The organism is Streptosporangium sp. NPDC087985 (assembly GCF_044741965.1).
Lineage (GTDB): Bacteria > Actinomycetota > Actinomycetes > Streptosporangiales > Streptosporangiaceae > Streptosporangium.
On record NZ_JBIUTQ010000018.1, the window covers coordinates 70,111 to 87,544 of the forward strand.

The window sequence follows — 17,434 nt, forward strand, 5'->3', positions numbered from 1 at the left end:
CGTCTCGCGCAGCAGGGGGTGATGGCAAAGATCGTATCGAGTGGCGCAATATAGTGCACTATTCGCAACCCATGTGGTGTGACGCGTTGGACGGACGTTCCGCACAGCGCCTACAGTCCGGCTATGGGCAATGTTTCCTCCAGTGATCGGACCGACAGCGGCGGCGGGGTGCAGTCAGTCGACCGGGCCATCAGCATCCTGGAGATCCTTTCCCAGCGCCGCGAGGCGGGGGTCAGCGAGGTCGCCGTCGAGATCGGCGTCCACAAGTCGACCGCTTTCCGGCTGCTCGGGGCGCTGGAGTCCCGCGGCCTGGTCGAGCAGGCCGAGGACCGGGGGAAATACCGGCTCAGCTTCGGGATCATCCGCCTCGCGGGCGGCGTGGCCGGCCGGCTGGACCTCACCCAGCAGAGCCGTCCCGTCTGCCGGCGGCTCGCCGACGAGATCGGCGAGACGGTGAACCTCGCCGTCCTGCGGTCCCACTACGCGGTGAACCTGGACCAGGTGCGCGGGCCGTCGGCGGTCACCGCGCAGAACTGGGTCGGGCAGCTCACCCCCCTGCACGCCACGTCGAGCGGGAAGGTCCTGCTGGCCCATCTCGACGACCGTCACCGGGCCCGGCTGATCGCCGCCGCGGGCCTCGAAGGCTACACGCCCGCCACGATCACCTCGGTCTCCGTGCTTGAGGAGCAGCTCGACCAGGCCCGGCGCCGGGGCTACGCGGTCACCGCCGAGGAGCTGGAGATCGGGCTGAACGCCATCGCCGCCCCCGTCCGCTCCCACGACGGCGAGGTCGTCGCCGCGGTCAGCGCCTCGGGTCCGGCCTACCGGTTCAGCGTGGAGCGGATGCGCGAGCTCGCCCCGGTCCTGACCGCGGGCGCCGAGGACATCAGCCACCGCCTCGGGTTCACCGGCTGAGCCCGGCCCCGCCGGCCTGCCGGGCGCCCGTTCCCACTCGCCCCCCGCGGCGTCCGCCCTACGCCGGCGCCCGGGGCAGCCTGGCGAGCACCCAGTCGTGGAACGCCCCGATGTGGTGCTCGCTGGGCACCAGCACCCCGCCCCGGGCGTAGGCCCGGGAGCCCATCGCCGGCTGGCACCTCTCGCAGGCCTCGAAGTCCTGCACGTTGACCCGGTGGAAGAGCTCGACGGACGGCCCGAGATCCCTGCCCTCCGCCACGACGTCCCCGCGGAACAGCCAGTCGCACTCGACGACCGTCCGGTCGACGGCCAGGGGGAACATCCGATGGATGATCACATGGTCGGGCACCAGGTTGACGAACACCTGCGGCTTGATGGTGATCGCGTAGTAGCGGCGGTCCTGGTCCTCGCTGACGCCCGGGATCCGGTCCACGCCCTCGGACCCGTCGACGGTGAACCCCCGGATGTCCTCGCCGAACCGGGCGCCGTGTCCCACGAAGGACTGGGCCGCGTAGCCGCCGGCGAACTCCGGGAGCACCTCGGTGAGCTCGGGATGGATGGTGGCGCAGTGGTAGCACTCCATGAAGTTCTCGACGATGAGCTTCCAGTTCGCCTTCACGTCGTAGACGATCCTGCGCCCCACCCCGAGCCCGTCGACGCCGTAGTTGCCGATCAGCTCCTCGTCGCCCAGCCGGGTCCGCACCTCGCCGACCACGTCCGCCTCGAACGACGGCGGATCGTCGGCCAGGCACACCCACACGTAGCCGAGCCATTCGCGCACGTGGACGTTTGTCAGGCCGTACTCGACCCGGTCGAGGTCGGGCATCCGGGTGAGGTTCGGGGCGGCGACCAGCCTGCCGTCGAGATCGTAGGTCCAGGCGTGGTAGGGACACCGGAACGCCCGCTTCACCTCGCCGGACTCCTCGGTGCGGAGCCGGGCGCCGCGATGGCGGCACACGTTGAGGAAGGCGCGGACCGAACCGTCCCGGGCCCGGGTGACCAGGACGCTCTCCCGCCCCACCTGAACCGTCCTGAAGGCGCCCGGCCTGCCCAGGTCGGAGGCGCGGACGGCGCAGAACCACATCGACTCGAAGATGTGCTCCTGTTCCAGGGCGAAGAGGCGCTCATCGGTGTAGTGCCCGCCGGGCAGGGTGGTGATCAGGCTGGGCGGCAGGTCTCTCGCGGTCATGACGCCTCCGTTCCCGCCCGGACCTCCGGCCGCGGGCCGGGCGGCTCCTGCGACGGGACGACATAGACGGTGCCGTCCTCGACGACCACCCGGTGGGTGCGCAGAGGCAGTCTGGCCGGCGGGCCGTCCACCCTGCCCGTCCTCAGGTCGAAGCGCGAGGCGTGCAGCGGGCACTCCACCTCGCAGCCTTCCAGCCATCCGTCGGCGAGTGAGGCGTCCTGGTGCGTGCAGGTGTCGTCGACGGCGTAGATCTCACCGTCGTCGGTATGGAAGACAGCGATGGGCGGGTCAATGTCGAGCCGGTAGGCCTCGCCCCGTGGAAGGGCCGCGAGGGGGCACGCAGGGATCATCACAGACCAACCCCGGTTTCATAAGGCGGAACATGCGGCGCTATGCGCAACACAGTGAGCCCATGGAACCCCGGTGTCAAGGGTCGGCGCGTCGGCCGGACCTCCGGCGGCCGGTCGGCCCGGGCCGGCCCCTGACGCCGTCCCTGCCCGCCGGAGGAATTCGGTTACGGAAGAACGACCTCGGCCGCGTCAGCCGGCCCCGCGCGGGGCGGTGGAGTCACGGATGACGAGCCGGCAGGGCATGCGGTGGACTCCCGGCGTGGCCCTGCCGTCGATGGCGGCGAACAGGTGCTTGGCCGCGGTGCGGCCGAGGGTCTCCAGGTTCATGTCGACCGTGGTCAGTGCGGGCCGCGTCTCCGTGGACAGGACCTCCCAGTTGTCGTAGCCGACGACCGCGATGTCGTCGGGGATGCGGCGCCCCCGCTCCCTGGTGGCCTCGACGAATCCGGCGGCGATCTGGTCGCTCCCGCAGAACACCGCGTCCACCTCCGGCTCGGCCATCAGCAGCACCTCCGCCGCGTGCCGGCCCCAGCGTTGCGACCACGCGCCGGAGAGCGTCTCGCCGGCCTGGGCGATACCGGCCTCCTGAAGCGCCGTCCGCAGGCCCTCGGCTCGGTCCCTCGCGGCCTTGTAGTCCATCGGCCCCGTGACGTGCGCGATCCTGCGCCGCCCGGTGGCCAGCAGGTGCCGTACGGCGAGTGCCGCGCCGCCCACGTCGTCGGGGACGAAGGAGACGTCGTCCGGATCGTCGGACGCCCCGTAGGCGTAGACGACGGGAACGGGCAGGTCGCGGCTGATGGACGGGCGGGTGTCCGTGCTCTCTCCGACCACGATGAGACCGTCCACCCGCCGGGAGAGCAATGTGCGGATGTAGTGCTGCTCCCGGATGGCGTCGCCGCGGGCGTCGCACAGCAGCAGTGCCATCTCCCCCGCGCCGAACGCGTCCTCCGCGCCGAGCAGCACCGGGATGCCGAACCTGCCGACGCTGTCGCTGGTGAGCAGCCCGACCATCCTGGTCTGTCCCGACAGCAGCCCTCTGGCCAGGGCGTTGGGCCGGAAGGCGAGCTCCTCCGCGGCCTCCAGCACCCGCTGCCGGGTCTCCGCCCGCACCTGGTCGCGCCCGTTCAGCGCCTTGGACGCGGTGGCGATCGACACCCCCGCCAGGGTGGCCACATCACTGATGGTCACCGCGCGTGATCCCCTACCGGCCATCTACCGAAATCCTTTTCTCTCCAACTTCCCCCTGGGTACTGCAACAGCCCTAGGTTGTTGGACAGACTTTAACCAGGGCTCCCTTGATGAGCAAGTGTCATCTCAGCAGAGCAGCACCATCAAGGCCATTGACACCCTCCAAGGTTTCTTCTACGTTTCCGAAAACCTTTTAGTTCTGTTTCGTGTGTCTCGGGGGATACCAGAAGGAGAGAGGCCATGAATCCACGTTCGCCCCGGGGCCGCAAGGCCGGGATCGCACTGCTGTGCCTGCTCACCGCCGCCTCGGTGGCGGCCTGCGGCGGGGGCGACCCGAAAGCCGCACAGCCCGCGGACGCCGCAGGCGTCACGATCACCATGTGGACGCGCGCCGCGACCCAGGCGCAGAGCGAGCGACTGGTCGAGGCCTACAACAAGAGCCACAAGAACCAGGTGAAGCTGACCGTCATCCCGACGGACAACTACCAGCCGCGCATCGCCGCGGCGGCGGGCGCCAAGCAACTGCCGGACATCTTCGCCGCTGACGTGATCTTCGTGCCCAACTACACCTCACAGGGCCTGTTCCTGGACATCACCGACCGGCTGGGCGCCCTGCCGTACAAGGACAGTCTCGCCCCCTCGCACATCAAGCTGGGCACGTTCGACGGCCGGTCGTACACGCTCCCGCACACCCTGGACCTGTCGGTCTGGTTCTGGAACAAGGACCTGTACGAGAAGGCCGGGCTGGACCCGGAGAAGGGGCCCACGACGCTCCGGGAGTTCGCCGAGCAGGCTACGACGATCAACGAGAAGCTCGGCAAGGACGGCAAGGTGCACGGCACGTTCTTCGGCGGCAACTGCGGCGGCTGCTACGTGTTCACCTTCTGGCCCTCGGTGTGGGCCTCCGGCGGGCAGGTCATGAACCCCGAGGGCACGACCTCGCTCAACGACCAGGCCGCGATGACCGACGTGTTCAAGATCTACCGCGACCTGTACGCCAAGGGGGTCACCGGCCCCACCGCCAAGGAGGAGCAGGGCCCGACCTGGACCGGATTCTTCCCCAAGGGAGAGATCGGCGTCATGCCGATGCCCTCGACCACCCTGGGCCTGATGCCCAAGGAGATGAAGATCGGCGTCGCGCCGATCGCCGGCCCCGACGGCGGCGAGTCGACGTTCGTGGGCGGCGACTCCATCGGCATCTCCGCCACCACCGAGAACGCCGACGCCGCCTGGGACTTCCTGTCCTGGACGGTCTCCGACGACGCGCAGGTCGAGGTCATGGCCAAGAACAAGGACATCCCGGCCCGCACCGACCTGGCCGGCAACAAGTACTCCGCCACCGACCCGAGGGTGGTAATGATCAACTCGCTGGTGGCCAAGGGGCAGACGCCGTACGCGCTGCGCTTCGGGCAGACCTACAACGACCCGCAGGGACCATGGCTCCGGCTGGCCCGGGAGGCGGTGTTCGGCGACGAGAGCAAGGTCGCCGAACTCAACGCCGACATCACCAAGTCGCTGCAGCAATGACGGTGACACTGCCAAGACACGACGGGCGGGCGGTACGGGCAGCGTCCCTGCCGCCCCGGTGGCGGACCCGGAGGATCCAGGGCTGGCTCTACGCCGCCCCCACCGCACTGGTCGTCGGCGTGCTGTTCGTCGTGCCTCTGGCGCTGGTCGTCTGGATGTCGCTGAACCGCTGGCCGCTGCTCGGCCGGCCGGCCTTCAACGCCCCGGACAACTACACCAAGATCGCCGACAACCCGCTCTTCCTCGACGCGGTGGGCTTCACCCTGAAGTACACCGCCATCACGACGGTGCTGCTGACGGCCGTGGCGCTCGGCCTGGCCCTGCTGGTACAGGAGCGCAGACCCGGCGTCGGGTTCTTCCGCACGGCGTTCTTCCTGCCGGGCGCGGTCGGCTTCGCCTCGGCGGCGCTGCTCTTCTACGGCATGCTGAACAACGACTTCGGGCCGATCGACCCGATCCTGCGAGCCCTGGGGATCACCGACGAGCCGGTGAAGTGGACCGGCACCCCGAACATGGCGCTGTTCTCCACGATCGCACTGGTTCTGTGGCGGTTCGCCGGGTTCAACATGCTCATCCTGCTCACCGGCCTGCAGTCGATCCCGGTCGAGGTCTACGAGGCCGCCAGGAGCGACGGCGCCACCCGGTGGCAGACCTTCACCAAGATCACTTTGCCGCTGCTCCGGCCGACGCTCGCCCTACTGCTCATCCTCAGCATCACCGGCTCGCTACTCGCCTTCGACCAGTTCTTCGTCTTCACCAACGGCGGCCCGGACAACAGCACCGTCTCCATGGTCATGGTCGTCTACCGCGACGCCTTCTTCCGCTTCGACCTCGGCGGCGCCGCAGCCCTGTCGGTCGTGCTGCTGGTCGCCCTGGTCACGCTCAACGCCCTGCAGATGCGAGTACTCAGGAGGTCGAAGTGAGAAGCCGGCGACCGCTGGCGAGAACGCGCTACTACAGCACGATGTCGGCTCTGGCGGTGCTCTTCCTGTTTCCGCTGCTGTGGAGCGGCTGGTCCTCCTTCGACGGAGGGATCGGCAACTACACCGAGATGGCCGGCTTCGGGGAGGGACTCGGCACCTACCTGACCAACAGTGTGCTGGTGTCGGCGATGACCGTCGCCGGAACGCTGGCGACCTCGGCCCTCGGCGGCTACGCCTTCGCCCGCTTCGACTTCCCCGGCAAGAACCTGCTCTTCCTCACCACGCTGGCGATCCTGATGGTGCCCTACGCGACCATCCTGATCCCGCTCTACGTCCTGCTCGGCTACATCGGCCTGCAGAACTCCCTGGTCGGGCTCTCCCTCGTCTTCGTGATGTTCCAGCTGCCGTTCGCCCTGTTCATGATGCGCAACGCCTTCGAGGCGCTCCCGCGCGAACTGGAGGAGGCCGCCCTCGTCGACGGCTGCGGCACCTTCCGGGCCTTCGCCCTCATCCTGCTGCGCGCGGTCCGGCCCGCCCTGATCACGGTCGGGCTGTTCGCCTTCCTCGCCTCCTGGAACGACTTCTTCGCGCCGCTCATCCTGCTCAACGACGGCGCGAGCTTCACCCTGCCGGTGGCCGTGGTCAGCATGACCCAGCGCACGTTCGGCGCCATCGACTACGGCATGTTGCAGGCGGGGGTCATGGTCATGGCCGTGCCCTGCCTGATCCTCTTCATCGTCCTGCAGCGCCACTACGTGCGCGGATTCATGTCAGGAGCCTTGCGTGGCTAGTCCTGTCCTGCCCTCCTCGGGCGTGCTGTCTCCCCTGGGAACCGATTCGGTACGGCCGGCACCCGGATTCTGGGGCGATCGGATCGCGCTCAACCGCGAGGTCACCATCGCCCACTGCCAGGAATGGATGGAGCGGACCGGCTGGATCGGCAACTTCCGCCGGCTCGGCGCGACTCCGGCACAGCGCGGCGCCCACCCCCGGCAGGGCCGGGAGTTCAGCGATTCGGAGATCTACAAGCTGCTGGAGGCGATGGCCTGGGCGGACCACCCGAACCTGCCGGAGCTGGCCGCGACCGTGGCCGCCGCACAGGAGGAGGACGGCTACCTCAACACCCGCTGGTACGACGACCGCTACAGCGACTTCGAGTGGGGCCACGAACTCTACTGCTACGGCCACCTGATCCAGGCGGGCGTGGCCCGGCTGCGCGCGCACGGGGAGGACGAGCTGACCAAGGTCGTCCTCCGCGCGGCCGACCACATCTGCCGGCGCTTCATGAACACCCAGGAGACATGCGGCCATCCGGTGGTGGAGATGGCGCTGGTCGAGCTGTACCGGGCGACCGGCACCGAACGCTACCTTGAGATGGCCCGCCGGTTCGTCGAGCGCCGCGGCCTGCCCGCTCTCGGCGACATCACGTTCGGCCGCGCCTACTTCCAGGACGACCTGCCGGTACGGCGGGCACGGGTGTTCCGCGGCCACGCCGTACGGGCGGTGTATCTCGCCAGCGGTGCGGTCGACGTCGCCGTGGAGACCGGGGACTCCGAACTGCTGTCGGCGATCGAGGCGCAGTGGGAGCGCACCGTCGCCCGGCGCATCCATCTGACCGGAGGCCTGGGCTCGCGCCACTCCGACGAGTCCTTCGGTGAGGACTTCGAGCTCCCCCCGGACCGCGCCTACTCCGAGACCTGCGCCGGGATCGGCTCGATCATGCTCTCCCACCGGCTGCTGCTGGCCACAGGTAACGTGCGCTACGCCGACCTGGCGGAACGGACCATGTTCAACGTGCTGGCCACCGCCCTCGCCCTGGACGGCCGCTCGTTCTTCTACGCCAGCCCGCTGCACGTCCGGGTACCCGCCAGCCCGCTGGAGGGCGTCAACCAGGTGGCCGAGGGCGGCCTGCGCTCCCCGTGGTTCACCGTGTCGTGCTGCCCCAGCAACATCGCCCGCACGTACGCCTCGCTGGCCGCCTATCTGGCCACCTCCGACGCCTCCGGCGTGCAGATCCACCACCACGCCCCGGCCGAGATCCGCCACGGCGGCCTCGCCCTGCGCGTCGAGACCGGCTATCCGTGGTCCGGTGCGGTGACCGTCCGCGTGCTGGAGGCCGGCTCCGGGAGGATCTCCCTGCGGGTCCCGCCGTGGGCCTCCGGCGCCCGTCTCTCCTACGGCGGAGCCGTCCGCCCGGTGTCCCCGGGCTACGCGGTCGCCGAGGGGGAATGGCGGGCGGGCGACGAGATCCGTCTCGACCTGCCGATGACGCCCCGCTGGACCTACCCGGACCCGCGAGCCGACGCCGTCCGCGGCTGTGCGGCGGTCGAACGCGGCCCGCTCGTGTACTGCGCCGAATCGGTGGGCGACGAGCCCCCGCTCTCCCTCATCCGGGCAGGGACGGCTACGCCGGTGGAACACCATCTCCTCGACGGCGTCGTCGAACTCGACGTCCAGGCCTCGCTCCTCCACCCGCCCGCGGACGCCTGGCCGTACTCCTCACCACAGGCGCCGCAGAGCGCGGCCCCGCCGGGTCAGCCCGCCCCGGCTCCGGCCGGCGAGCCCCTGCGGCTCGTGCCGTACCACCGGTGGGGCAACCGCGGCCCCGCCACCATGCGCGTCTGGCTGCCCACCACCGCCTGACGGCGGCCGCTCGGCGGCGGACGGGAGAACCCGTCGTGCGGATTCCGGTGGCGCCCTCGACGGGTTCAATGTCATATCTCCGTAGCTGACCGGCGGGTTTGACGCGTTTGCCGGGCAGGTTATGTCCATACTGAGAGCACACGGACTGTTACGGAGCGAATACACCGGAACAGCCCTCCGCGACTGCTTCGACCTGCCATGGCCGGCCAGCCAGCCAGTACAGCGCTCCCGTGCCCTCATGACCTGGGCCTCGCGAAGCGCCCACATCTTCCGCGATGTCCAGAGAGGAATCTTCACGAGATGACGATCGAGTCGCTTCACCCTCCGCGCGCGGCCGTACGGCGCCGCGCCCGGCTGCGGACAGTAGTCATGACGGCCGTCACCGCGCTCACCACCGTGACCGCGGGGGCTGCGCCCGCGGCCCCCTCCTCACCTACGACCGGCTCCTCCCGCCGTGGTGACGTGGCGCTGGAGTGGTACGACATCACCGCCGCCGCCGTCACCGCCCACCTCACGGGCCAGGTCACCGACAACCGCACCTGGGCGATCAGCTGGCTGTCCGCCGCCCGCGCCCTCAAATCAGGCCCCTCTTCGGACGCCTTCCAGGACGCCGCGCTCGCCTCGGCCGTCCGCACCTCACTCGTCAGCCTCATCCCTGCCCGCACCGCCGAGCTGAACGCGGCACTGGCGGCCACGCTGGCGCGCATACCCGACGGCCCCGCCAAGGACCTGGGCGTGACGACGGGGGTGCGCAGGGCGGAGGAGCTACTCGCGGAGCGGGCCGGGGACGGGCTCGACCCGGGCTCGGTCAGCCCGCCGTACCAGGTCCCCTACCCCGCGCCCGGCATCTGGCAGCCCACACCCCCGTACTACGGCCCCGCCATACACGCCGGCGTACGCCAGGCCAGGCCCTTCCTCCTGGAGCGCGCCGACCGGTTCCGCCCGGGGCCGCCGCCCGCGCTGGGCTCCGCCCGCTACCGGGCCGACCTTGAGGAGGTGCGCGTGTACGGCGCGGCGAACAGCTTCGCCCGCACCCCGGCCCAGACGGGCAACGCCCAGTTCTGGCTGGGATCCCCAGTGGTCATCTACACCGGGGTGCTGCGGGCGGCGCTCGCCGGGGCGCCGGGCTCGCTGCTCTCGCGGACCGAGCTCGTCGCGCTCTTCCACGTGGCACTGGTGGACACCCAGATCGCCACATCCGACGCGAAGTACGCCTACCTGCGGTGGCGCCCCATCACCGCGATCCACCACGCCGACGTCGACGGCGACCCCCTCACCGTCCCCGACCCGACCTGGATACCGCTGCACGCGACGCCGCCACATCCCGACTACCCCAGCGGCCACGGCACCTACGCCGGTGCCGCCGAGCAGATCCTCACCGCGCTGACCGGCGCCCGCATCGCCGGCACGCTCATCCTCACCAGCCCGACCGCGCCGGGGACCACCCACGCCTACACGGCCTGGAGGGAACTGACCAACGAGAACATCGACGCCCGTGTCTGGTCGGGCATCCACACCCGATCCGCCGACGAGGCCGGGGCGACGCTCGGCCGCCAGGTCGCCGCGGACACCCTCCGGCTCTCGGCACGGCTCTACCACTGACCTTCCAAAGGCGGTGACAGGGTGTCCGGCGCGGTGGGAGCGGCCGCTCCACCGCGCCGGCTGGTCACCCGGAGGACCCTGCCGGGCGGCAAGAGGCGATCCGTCGCTTTTGCGGATGGTCCGGCAGACGGCATCCTGGGACGATGAGCTACCGCATATGTGTTGTGTGCCTGGGGAACATCTGCCGCTCACCGATGGCCGAGGTCGTGCTGAGGAAGACCCTGGCCGACCACGGACTGGGCGACGCCGTCTCGGTCGACAGCGCGGGCACGGGCGGCTGGCACCAGGGGAACCCGATGGACGAGCGGGCCGCGGCGATGCTGGCCGAGAACGGCTACGACGGCTCCTCCCACCGGGCCAGGCAGTTCCTGGCCGACTGGTTCGGACGGGTGGACCTGGTGCTGGCGATGGACGGGGAGAACCTGCGGGCTCTGCACCGCCTGGCTCCGACCGGCGCGGATGTGCGGCTGTTCCGCTCGTTCGACCCGGCCGCACCGCTGGACGCCGAGGTGCCCGACCCCTACTACGGCGGCCGCGAGGGCTTCGCCGACGTGCTGGAGATGGTCAGGGCCGCCTCCGATGGGCTGGCCAAACACCTGTCGGAGAAGCTGCTCCCGCCGTGACGACCTAACGGCATCGGCTCCGGCCGGGGGCGCGCTCGACGGCAGGCTTTTCCGGTCACTTCTGGTACAGCTCTCCGCATTCGGCAGGCCGTACCCCCACAGTGCTGGATAACGTGCCTCATGCCCCCGAATATGAACCCCGTCTACCAGGCGGTCCTCCGCGACAGGACCGCGCCGATCTCTCTCCGGCTCCGCCGTACCTTCGGAGACTGGCTCGTCGCCAAAGGGCTTCCGGCGCCGGGGGCGGGCAAGCCGTCACAGGAGTTCGAGACGGACGGCGCCAGAGTCCGCCTGGACCGTAAGCCCGACTGTGGCCGGTATGTCCTGGAGGAGACCCGCGGCGGAAGGCTGGTACGCACGCGGGTCACCTATGCGGAGTCGGTACCCGGGATGACGGGCTGGGTGGTCGTCAGGGTCGAGGAGGACGGGGAGACAGACGCCTGGCAGGCCCCCGGCTTCGTCCAGGCCTACCTGCGCACCGCGCGGATCACCGACGGAGCGGTGCACCTGACGGACACCGCGGACGCGGTCGACGAGGGCGACGTCCACCGGCTGGTCCACCTGCTCTCCCAGCGCGACCGCCGGGTCGCCGTGATCGTCGTGTCGGTGGTCCCCCACGATCCGCAGGGCGCCAGGACGAGGGCCGAGCACCTGGCCGACGCCGTCGCCGGAGTGGGCGTGGTCGTGCGCTTCGCCGATCTACGCGCCCAGGGCCGCTTCAACGAGGCGATGGGCTCCGATCTCGGGGTGTTCGGCGGGGGCCTCCGCACCTACGTGGCGGACTTCGACCCGGCCACCGAGAGCTACCCCTACCGGCACCGCCCGATGGGCGGGCCGACGATCCGCAAGCAGGGCGAGCAGGCTCTCGCCCTGGTGGCGGGGGGCGTCGTCGGCGAGACCTCCCGGCGTCCGCTGCCCGACGACGTCCAACGCACCTATCGGATCGTCTCCAGGGTCCTGGCGGGCAAGGCCCAGATCGGCGCCATCGCCGAGGCGGTGGCATCAAGGCCGGTCTCGGCCGACTCCGGTCCGGGAGAGAAACTGCGCCGCTGGATGCTGGCGATGAACGGGCGGCCCGCGCCCGAGGTGATCCCTCCCCGGGTGGCCCCTCCTGGGGCCGGACCCGTCGCCGAACCCGCCGTCGAGCCCGGAGGGGGCGTTCCCGACAGGGAGGTTCACGTTGCGACCGTGGCGGCGCCGGAGCCCGCCGTGATCACGCAGCCCCCACAGCCGGGACAGTCCGCCTTCGACATGGGGGAATTCGCCCAGACGGTCGCCGACGTCGTGGCCGGCAAGATGCGGGGCGAACTGGAGGCGGCACTCGACCTCGCGGCGGCATCGGCGGGGAACGGTTCGGAGAACGGGGAGATACTGCGCCGGATGCGTACCCTCGGCGCGCACGTCGAGGGGCTGCGCGATCTGATCGCCGTACGGCAGGGCGGCGATCCGCTGCTGGCCGAGGCGGAGGACGAGAGCGACCGGCTGGCAGGCGAGGTCGACCGGCTCCGCACCGAGCACGAGATCCTCCAGCAGGAGTACGCCGAGGCCGTCTCGGGCGCCCGCAAGCTCGAAGAGCGGGTCCGCTGGCTGGAGGCCCGGCTGGCCGAGGCCGGTCAGCCGGCTTTCGGACTGACCTCCGGTGAGCCCTCCCCCGAGCCGGCCAGCCTCATGGACGCCCTGAACCTGGCCCGGGAGACGCTCGTCCACGTGGAGATCGGCGACACGGACGCGGAGGCGACGAAACTCGACCTCGCCTACCCCACGCTCGCACGGGCCTGGGCCGCCAAGACCTGGGATGCCCTGCGGGCGCTGGACGCGTTCGCGCAGGCCCGGTCGGCGGGCGAGTTCGCCGGGGGGTTCTTCGACTGGTGCAGGAGCGCCGCCCGGCTCACGATCCCCGCGGGCATGGTCGCCATGAGCGAGTCCCGGACGGTGACCACGAACGGCAAGTACAGCGCGAGGCGGATGTTCGCGGTCCCCCAGGAGGTGCACCCCTCCGGCAAGGTGCTGATGGAGGCGCACATCAAGATCCGCAAAGGCGGCCATCCGGCACCCCGGATCCACTTCCACGACGACTCCGGCGGCAGCACCGGCAAGATCTGGGTCGGCCACGTGGGCGACCACCTACCCAACACCCACACCAACTGACGTCCGACTGGAAGGGTCTTGTCACGGTGTGGCCGGCCTGCCTCGAGATACGCATATGGCCAAACAGGTTGCCGCGCGGAGTGGCCGGGGGCCGCGCATCGGCTGCGCCGCCCTACGGGGGACGGACACGGTGGCACGGTCATGGCCGGGGAGGACGTCCGGAGCGCCGTCCGGTCGTCGACGGGGTGCCGACAGACCGGGCTCCCCACTCACCCCGCCTGCCTTCGCCGCGCTCTCCCTCGGCCCGGGCCGCGCCTTTGACAGTGATCGACAGCCTCTATCACGCGATCCTGCGCCACATTGTGCTCGTCATGGCAGCCCTGGCCATCTGCGCGGGCGGGCGTTGCAGTCCCTGCCCCAATGAGCCTTTTTCACCCTGAAGTTGCATGTCGAGGCATCCGATCAGAAAACACGATCATTGGCGGCAAAGCTCGTATTCGCCCGGTTTCCGTGTCGAGAAATTCAACCCCCACGCGGCATACAACGGGGTGGGTACGGGCGGCGCGCAGACCTGCACGTCGTAGTCACCTCGGAAACGCCAGTCGCCGTGCCCCTCGCGTGTCCAGAAGTGCAGCCCGCCCAGCGCCGCAACTACGTAGTAGGTGTCGGCCGCCTCGCTTTCGCCGTAGACCACGCCGTAGTAGACGACTCCCCCGGTGGCCACCCCGGCGGACTCCGCGGAAGGGCCGACGGCGGCGCGGCTCGCGGCGACCAGCTTGTCGCGGGTAGCCTGGCTGATCTTGAGCGGCCACGCCCTCCCGGCGGCCAGGCGCTCCTCGGGACCTTCCTCGTCCTCGTCCGCGCTCTCGTCGGGGTTCTCCTCGGGGGCTGTCGCCGCGCCCGTATCCGCGACCGGAGTCGGCGACGGCAGGGAACCCACAGGCCCCGGTGACGCGCTGGCTCCAACTCCGAGGGGCGCCGGGTCCAGCGCGGCGAACACCAGCGCCACGGCTGCGACCACGACCCCGACGAGGGCGAGCAATATTCCTATGATCGTTACCGGCACCACCAGTGATCTTCGCATGTGTTATCCGTAGCATCGCGGGATCGGAAAGAACCAGCAATTTCTGGATAAGTGAGCGTTTTCATTCTGCTTCACGGGTCTGTAGCACTAGGAGCCTCTCCCCGCAGAGCGACTCTGGAGGGCCAGACAAACCTCCATCTCCCATACAGCACCGCGTTCAGCAAGGCGCCACCGCCCCCCACCTCCCGCATTCGTGTTCACAACAAGACGCTGAACCTGGATGCACCGAGTCGAATCTGACTTGATTGCGCTGAAATGAGAGGAGGTGCCCTCCGGCCTGGGATGATGGGAGTTCTCTACGCTTCCAAGATCCGCAACCGAAGGACACCTCGTAAGTGCGATTGTTTCATGCCCCCGCCAGGACCCATGCGAGCTTCGACGACGAGCACCTCGTCGCCTACGCCGGGCTGGAGCCGGTGATGCGGCTGGCCGAGCGCTGCGACCTGGACAGACTCGTGGACGAGCACGTCGCCATCGCCGACCGGCTCGGCGTGAACGCGGCGGCGAAAATCGGCTCGATCCTGGCCGGGTTGGCCGCGGGGGCCGACTCCATCGCCGATCTGGACGCGTTACGGCACGGCGGCATGGACAAGCTGCTGTCCGGTATCCGCGCCCCGTCCACCCTCGGCTCGTTCCTGCGCTGCCTGAGGTGGGGGAACGTCCGCCAGATCGAGAAAGTCTCCCGCGCCTTGCCGGCCCGTCTGGCCGCGCATACGCCGCTGCTGCCCGGAGCAGACGTGCTCGCCTTCCTCGACGTGGACTCGATGCAGAAACGGACCTACGGATACGCCAAGCAAGGCAGCGGGTTCGGGCACACGAAGATCCTTCGAAACGATCACTCCCGTGTATCCGTGACGAACTAAACACGCCAAGCACACAGGTCAGGCGTCCAGGCCTCGTCTCGGACGCCTGACGTCTCTTCGCGCCCGACCGACCAGCACTGTGATATCAGTCCAGCAACCGACTAAGGATGCCACGCGTCTAAAGACCATGAGAAAGACCATCTCTGCGATGGTGAGCGCATTCGGGTTGCTCGCTGCATCAGCATGCGCCCCACCTGCCCCACCGCCGGCATCGTCCCCCCCGGAGTGTCCGACTAGTTGGGCAGGGAGGACACCAGGAGATTGGGTGCCATCCGTTGGATCAGGAACCCGCGAACGCCTTGTGCCGGGTACCCCTCTAGAGGCAGATATCTGTGCCTACGATGCGAAGGGATTTCGAGCGACCGCACCGCGACAGTTGACCGATGGTCTGACAGCGATGGTGACTGATTTCAATCATCTTCCCGTTGCCGCTTCGCCATCCTGGCGAGCCTGCACTCTGATCGGTTCTATACCGCGCAGCTACCTCATCCGCTTGCGCTACAGCAATGGCAGTGTGTCATGGATCGGAACCGCATATGACGATAATCAGTGTGTGGTAACGACGAACGGCGCGTTCCACACAATGTCCTATATCGGAGACGCGGTGAGCGCCGCCTACAATACAAGGCGCTGGCCGTCTCTCAACCCGACAGACCAGTGCGATCCGGGGCGCGGAAGGACTGGACAGGACAGGCAGATGGTACCCAAGGGTGCGATTGGGCTTACCGTTTGCAAGCTCAGCGCCACGGCGCCGCGAAAGAAGACATACGGCGAAGACGTTGCGAAAGAAATATCGGCTAAGATCGTCTCTCGACCGACGGAGAAAGAAGAGGGATCCTGCCCGGCAGGAGCGACGCCGTCCATACGTCTTATCTTCCGATACTCTCAAGGACCTCCCGCTGGCGTAACGGTCTGGACCAAGGGATGCGGCATCGACAACCGCTTTCTCAGGAGTGAGGTGCCACCCGCCCTTATGGCCGAACTGTCGGATCTTCTTGATTGAAGGCCGGCTGTCGGCCGCTACGCGAGATAGTTGACGCGCCTGGCGATCAGTTCAAGCTCATAGGACCAACCGCCGTCACAACGGAGCAATGATCGAAACCTGTGGATCTGCCGGGAAGGGGTGTACCTTCCCGGATCATCCGATGATGGTTTCGAGATAAGGCCGACGCGCCAACGTCGGTCGGGAAGGCACACCCGTGCCGCTTACCGTAGTGCCCGAGTTGCCCGCTGACGACCACGACGGTACGGCGAGCGCCGCCTCGTCCTCGCTGATCGACCAGATCGTCCGCGAAGGAGCCCGCAAGATGCTCGCCGCCGCTCTCCAGGCCGAGGTGGAGGCCTACATCGCCGCCTTCGCCGACGAGCGCGACGAGCACGGCCACCGCCTGGTCGTCCGCAACGGCTCCCACCAGCCGCGTGAGATCCTCACCGCGGCCGGCGCGATCGAAGTCAAGGCCCCGCGGGTCAACGACAAGCGCATCGACGAAAGGACGAGCTGGATTTCGACCGGGTACTGCCGCTGCTGGCCGAGAGGCAGCGGGGCTGGCTGGACGAGGCTCTGGCGACCGAGTACGGCACGCGTCCCTGGCGGGAGCGGCTACGTGGATGAACAGGAGAACCGATGCCCTTCGATGCGGTGCTGTGTGACTTCTATGACGTGATCGGCTACGTCGACCTGACCGAGCACGAGCAGCGTGAACGCATCTGCGGCCTGGCCGCGGGCACCACGGAGAAGGTCGCCTTCGCTCCGGAGCTGGCCGTTCCGGCGGCCCTGGGGCAGATCACGGCCGGGCAGTGGACGGAAGCGATCGCCGCCGGACTCACCGGGCTGGTCGGCCCGCAGGAGGCTGCGGAGCTGAGCCGGGGGTTCGTCGAGGCGGGGTGCCGGATCGACGCGGAGGTTGTCGGCCTGCTGCGGCAGGTCCGAACCCAGGTGCCCGTCGTGTTGGTGTCCAACTCGACGATCCAGATCAACGCGGTCCTCCAGGCGGCCGGGCTGGACTATTCCTTCGACGCGGTGGTCACGAGTGCTCAGGTGGGAGCGGCCAAACCGGACCGGCGAATCTACCAGGCCGCCGCACGGGCGGCAGGGGTCGCCGCCGGCCGCTGCCTGTTCGTCGACGACCGAGCCTCGAACGTGGACGCCGCGATCGAGCTGGGCATGACCGGCGTCGTCTACCGCGAGCCTGACGATCTGCGCCGGGCGCTCGCCCCATTGCTGAACGGGGATCACAGTCCGTCCTCCTCGTAATCGAGGTCGGCTGGTTCCTGCGGGTCGTTGGTGACCCGGTCGTGTTCGCGGCGGCTGTCGATCACCTGTAACGGGACCCGCCGGGTCCCGGCTCCTGCCAGCGGATCGATGGCATTATCGGTCGTATGAAGATCACTATTCTTGGTGGTTGCGGAGCATGACCCACTGCGGAACAGGCGTGCAGT

The 17,434-nt window shown here is 69.1% G+C and carries 15 protein-coding genes and 1 pseudogene; 12 read left to right on the forward strand and 4 right to left on the reverse strand.

Features of this window, described 5'->3' with window-relative positions:
* Nucleotides 1–123 precede the first annotated feature (123 nt).
* Nucleotides 124–915 (forward strand): IclR family transcriptional regulator, encoded by a 792-nt coding sequence (locus tag ACIN94_RS26310; protein ID WP_400711209.1) that lies wholly within the window; start codon nucleotides 124–126, stop codon nucleotides 913–915.
* A 58-nt stretch (nucleotides 916–973) separates the two neighbouring features.
* Here ACIN94_RS26310 and ACIN94_RS26315 read toward each other — a convergent pair whose 3' ends face one another.
* From ACIN94_RS26315 to ACIN94_RS26325, 3 genes are all read right to left on the reverse strand, one after another.
* On the reverse strand, nucleotides 974–2,104 hold the full coding sequence (locus ACIN94_RS26315) for an aromatic ring-hydroxylating dioxygenase subunit alpha (protein WP_400711212.1): 1,131 nt from the start codon (nucleotides 2,102–2,104) through the stop codon (nucleotides 974–976).
* Nucleotides 2,101–2,454: a bifunctional 3-phenylpropionate/cinnamic acid dioxygenase ferredoxin subunit gene (locus tag ACIN94_RS26320; protein ID WP_400711363.1), complete on the reverse strand. Its 354-nt coding sequence runs from the start codon at nucleotides 2,452–2,454 to the stop codon at nucleotides 2,101–2,103. The genes ACIN94_RS26315 and ACIN94_RS26320 overlap by 4 nt, the downstream gene beginning before the upstream one ends.
* 189 nt (nucleotides 2,455–2,643) lie before the next feature.
* Nucleotides 2,644–3,642 carry a LacI family DNA-binding transcriptional regulator gene (locus ACIN94_RS26325; protein ID WP_400711215.1) on the reverse strand — a complete coding sequence of 333 codons (999 nt, stop codon included), beginning with the start codon at nucleotides 3,640–3,642 and terminating at the stop codon, nucleotides 2,644–2,646.
* Between the two features lie 240 nt (nucleotides 3,643–3,882).
* On the opposite strand from ACIN94_RS26325, the gene ACIN94_RS26330 reads away from it, so the two are divergent.
* From ACIN94_RS26330 to ACIN94_RS26360, 7 genes are all read left to right on the forward strand, one after another.
* A complete protein-coding gene (locus ACIN94_RS26330; protein ID WP_400711218.1) occupies nucleotides 3,883–5,169 on the forward strand; it encodes an ABC transporter substrate-binding protein in 1,287 nt (428 codons plus the stop codon).
* A complete protein-coding gene (locus ACIN94_RS26335; RefSeq protein ID WP_400711221.1) occupies nucleotides 5,166–6,092 on the forward strand; it encodes a carbohydrate ABC transporter permease in 927 nt (308 codons plus the stop codon). Before ACIN94_RS26330 ends, ACIN94_RS26335 begins: the two co-directional genes overlap by 4 nt.
* Entirely contained in the window at nucleotides 6,089–6,883 is a 795-nt protein-coding gene (locus tag ACIN94_RS26340; RefSeq protein WP_400711224.1) for a carbohydrate ABC transporter permease, read from the forward strand. The genes ACIN94_RS26335 and ACIN94_RS26340 overlap by 4 nt, the downstream gene beginning before the upstream one ends.
* Complete coding sequence (locus ACIN94_RS26345) at nucleotides 6,876–8,735, forward strand: glycoside hydrolase family 127 protein (RefSeq protein WP_400711227.1); 1,860 nt, start codon at nucleotides 6,876–6,878, stop codon at nucleotides 8,733–8,735. Before ACIN94_RS26340 ends, ACIN94_RS26345 begins: the two co-directional genes overlap by 8 nt.
* 300 nt (nucleotides 8,736–9,035) lie before the next feature.
* Nucleotides 9,036–10,337 (forward strand): vanadium-dependent haloperoxidase, encoded by a 1,302-nt coding sequence (locus ACIN94_RS26350; RefSeq protein WP_400711230.1) that lies wholly within the window; start codon nucleotides 9,036–9,038, stop codon nucleotides 10,335–10,337.
* A gap of 143 nt (nucleotides 10,338–10,480) precedes the next feature.
* Nucleotides 10,481–10,960, forward strand: a complete 480-nt coding sequence (locus ACIN94_RS26355) for a low molecular weight protein-tyrosine-phosphatase (RefSeq protein WP_400711233.1) — start codon at nucleotides 10,481–10,483, stop codon at nucleotides 10,958–10,960.
* 120 nt (nucleotides 10,961–11,080) lie between these two features.
* Nucleotides 11,081–13,108 (forward strand): hypothetical protein, encoded by a 2,028-nt coding sequence (locus tag ACIN94_RS26360; RefSeq protein ID WP_400711236.1) that lies wholly within the window; start codon nucleotides 11,081–11,083, stop codon nucleotides 13,106–13,108.
* A 415-nt stretch (nucleotides 13,109–13,523) separates the two neighbouring features.
* Here ACIN94_RS26360 and ACIN94_RS26365 read toward each other — a convergent pair whose 3' ends face one another.
* The gene (locus tag ACIN94_RS26365) at nucleotides 13,524–14,132 is read right to left on the reverse strand and encodes a hypothetical protein (protein ID WP_400711239.1); all 609 of its coding nucleotides are present in this window, start codon (nucleotides 14,130–14,132) and stop codon (nucleotides 13,524–13,526) included.
* Nucleotides 14,133–14,467: 335 nt separating this feature from the next.
* Between ACIN94_RS26365 and ACIN94_RS26370 the strand changes: the two genes are divergently transcribed.
* The 4 genes and pseudogenes from ACIN94_RS26370 (at nucleotide 14,468) to ACIN94_RS26385 (ending at nucleotide 17,249) form a co-directional block, all read left to right on the forward strand.
* Nucleotides 14,468–14,995 (forward strand): hypothetical protein, encoded by a 528-nt coding sequence (locus tag ACIN94_RS26370; RefSeq protein ID WP_400711242.1) that lies wholly within the window; start codon nucleotides 14,468–14,470, stop codon nucleotides 14,993–14,995.
* 397 nt (nucleotides 14,996–15,392) lie between these two features.
* On the forward strand, nucleotides 15,393–15,998 hold the full coding sequence (locus ACIN94_RS26375) for a hypothetical protein (protein ID WP_400711245.1): 606 nt from the start codon (nucleotides 15,393–15,395) through the stop codon (nucleotides 15,996–15,998).
* 220 nt (nucleotides 15,999–16,218) lie between these two features.
* Nucleotides 16,219–16,491: pseudogene (locus ACIN94_RS26380) on the forward strand (transposase); the annotation flags it as partial.
* Between the two features lie 128 nt (nucleotides 16,492–16,619).
* Entirely contained in the window at nucleotides 16,620–17,249 is a 630-nt protein-coding gene (locus tag ACIN94_RS26385; RefSeq protein ID WP_400711248.1) for an HAD-IA family hydrolase, read from the forward strand.
* Nucleotides 17,250–17,434 lie beyond the last annotated feature (185 nt).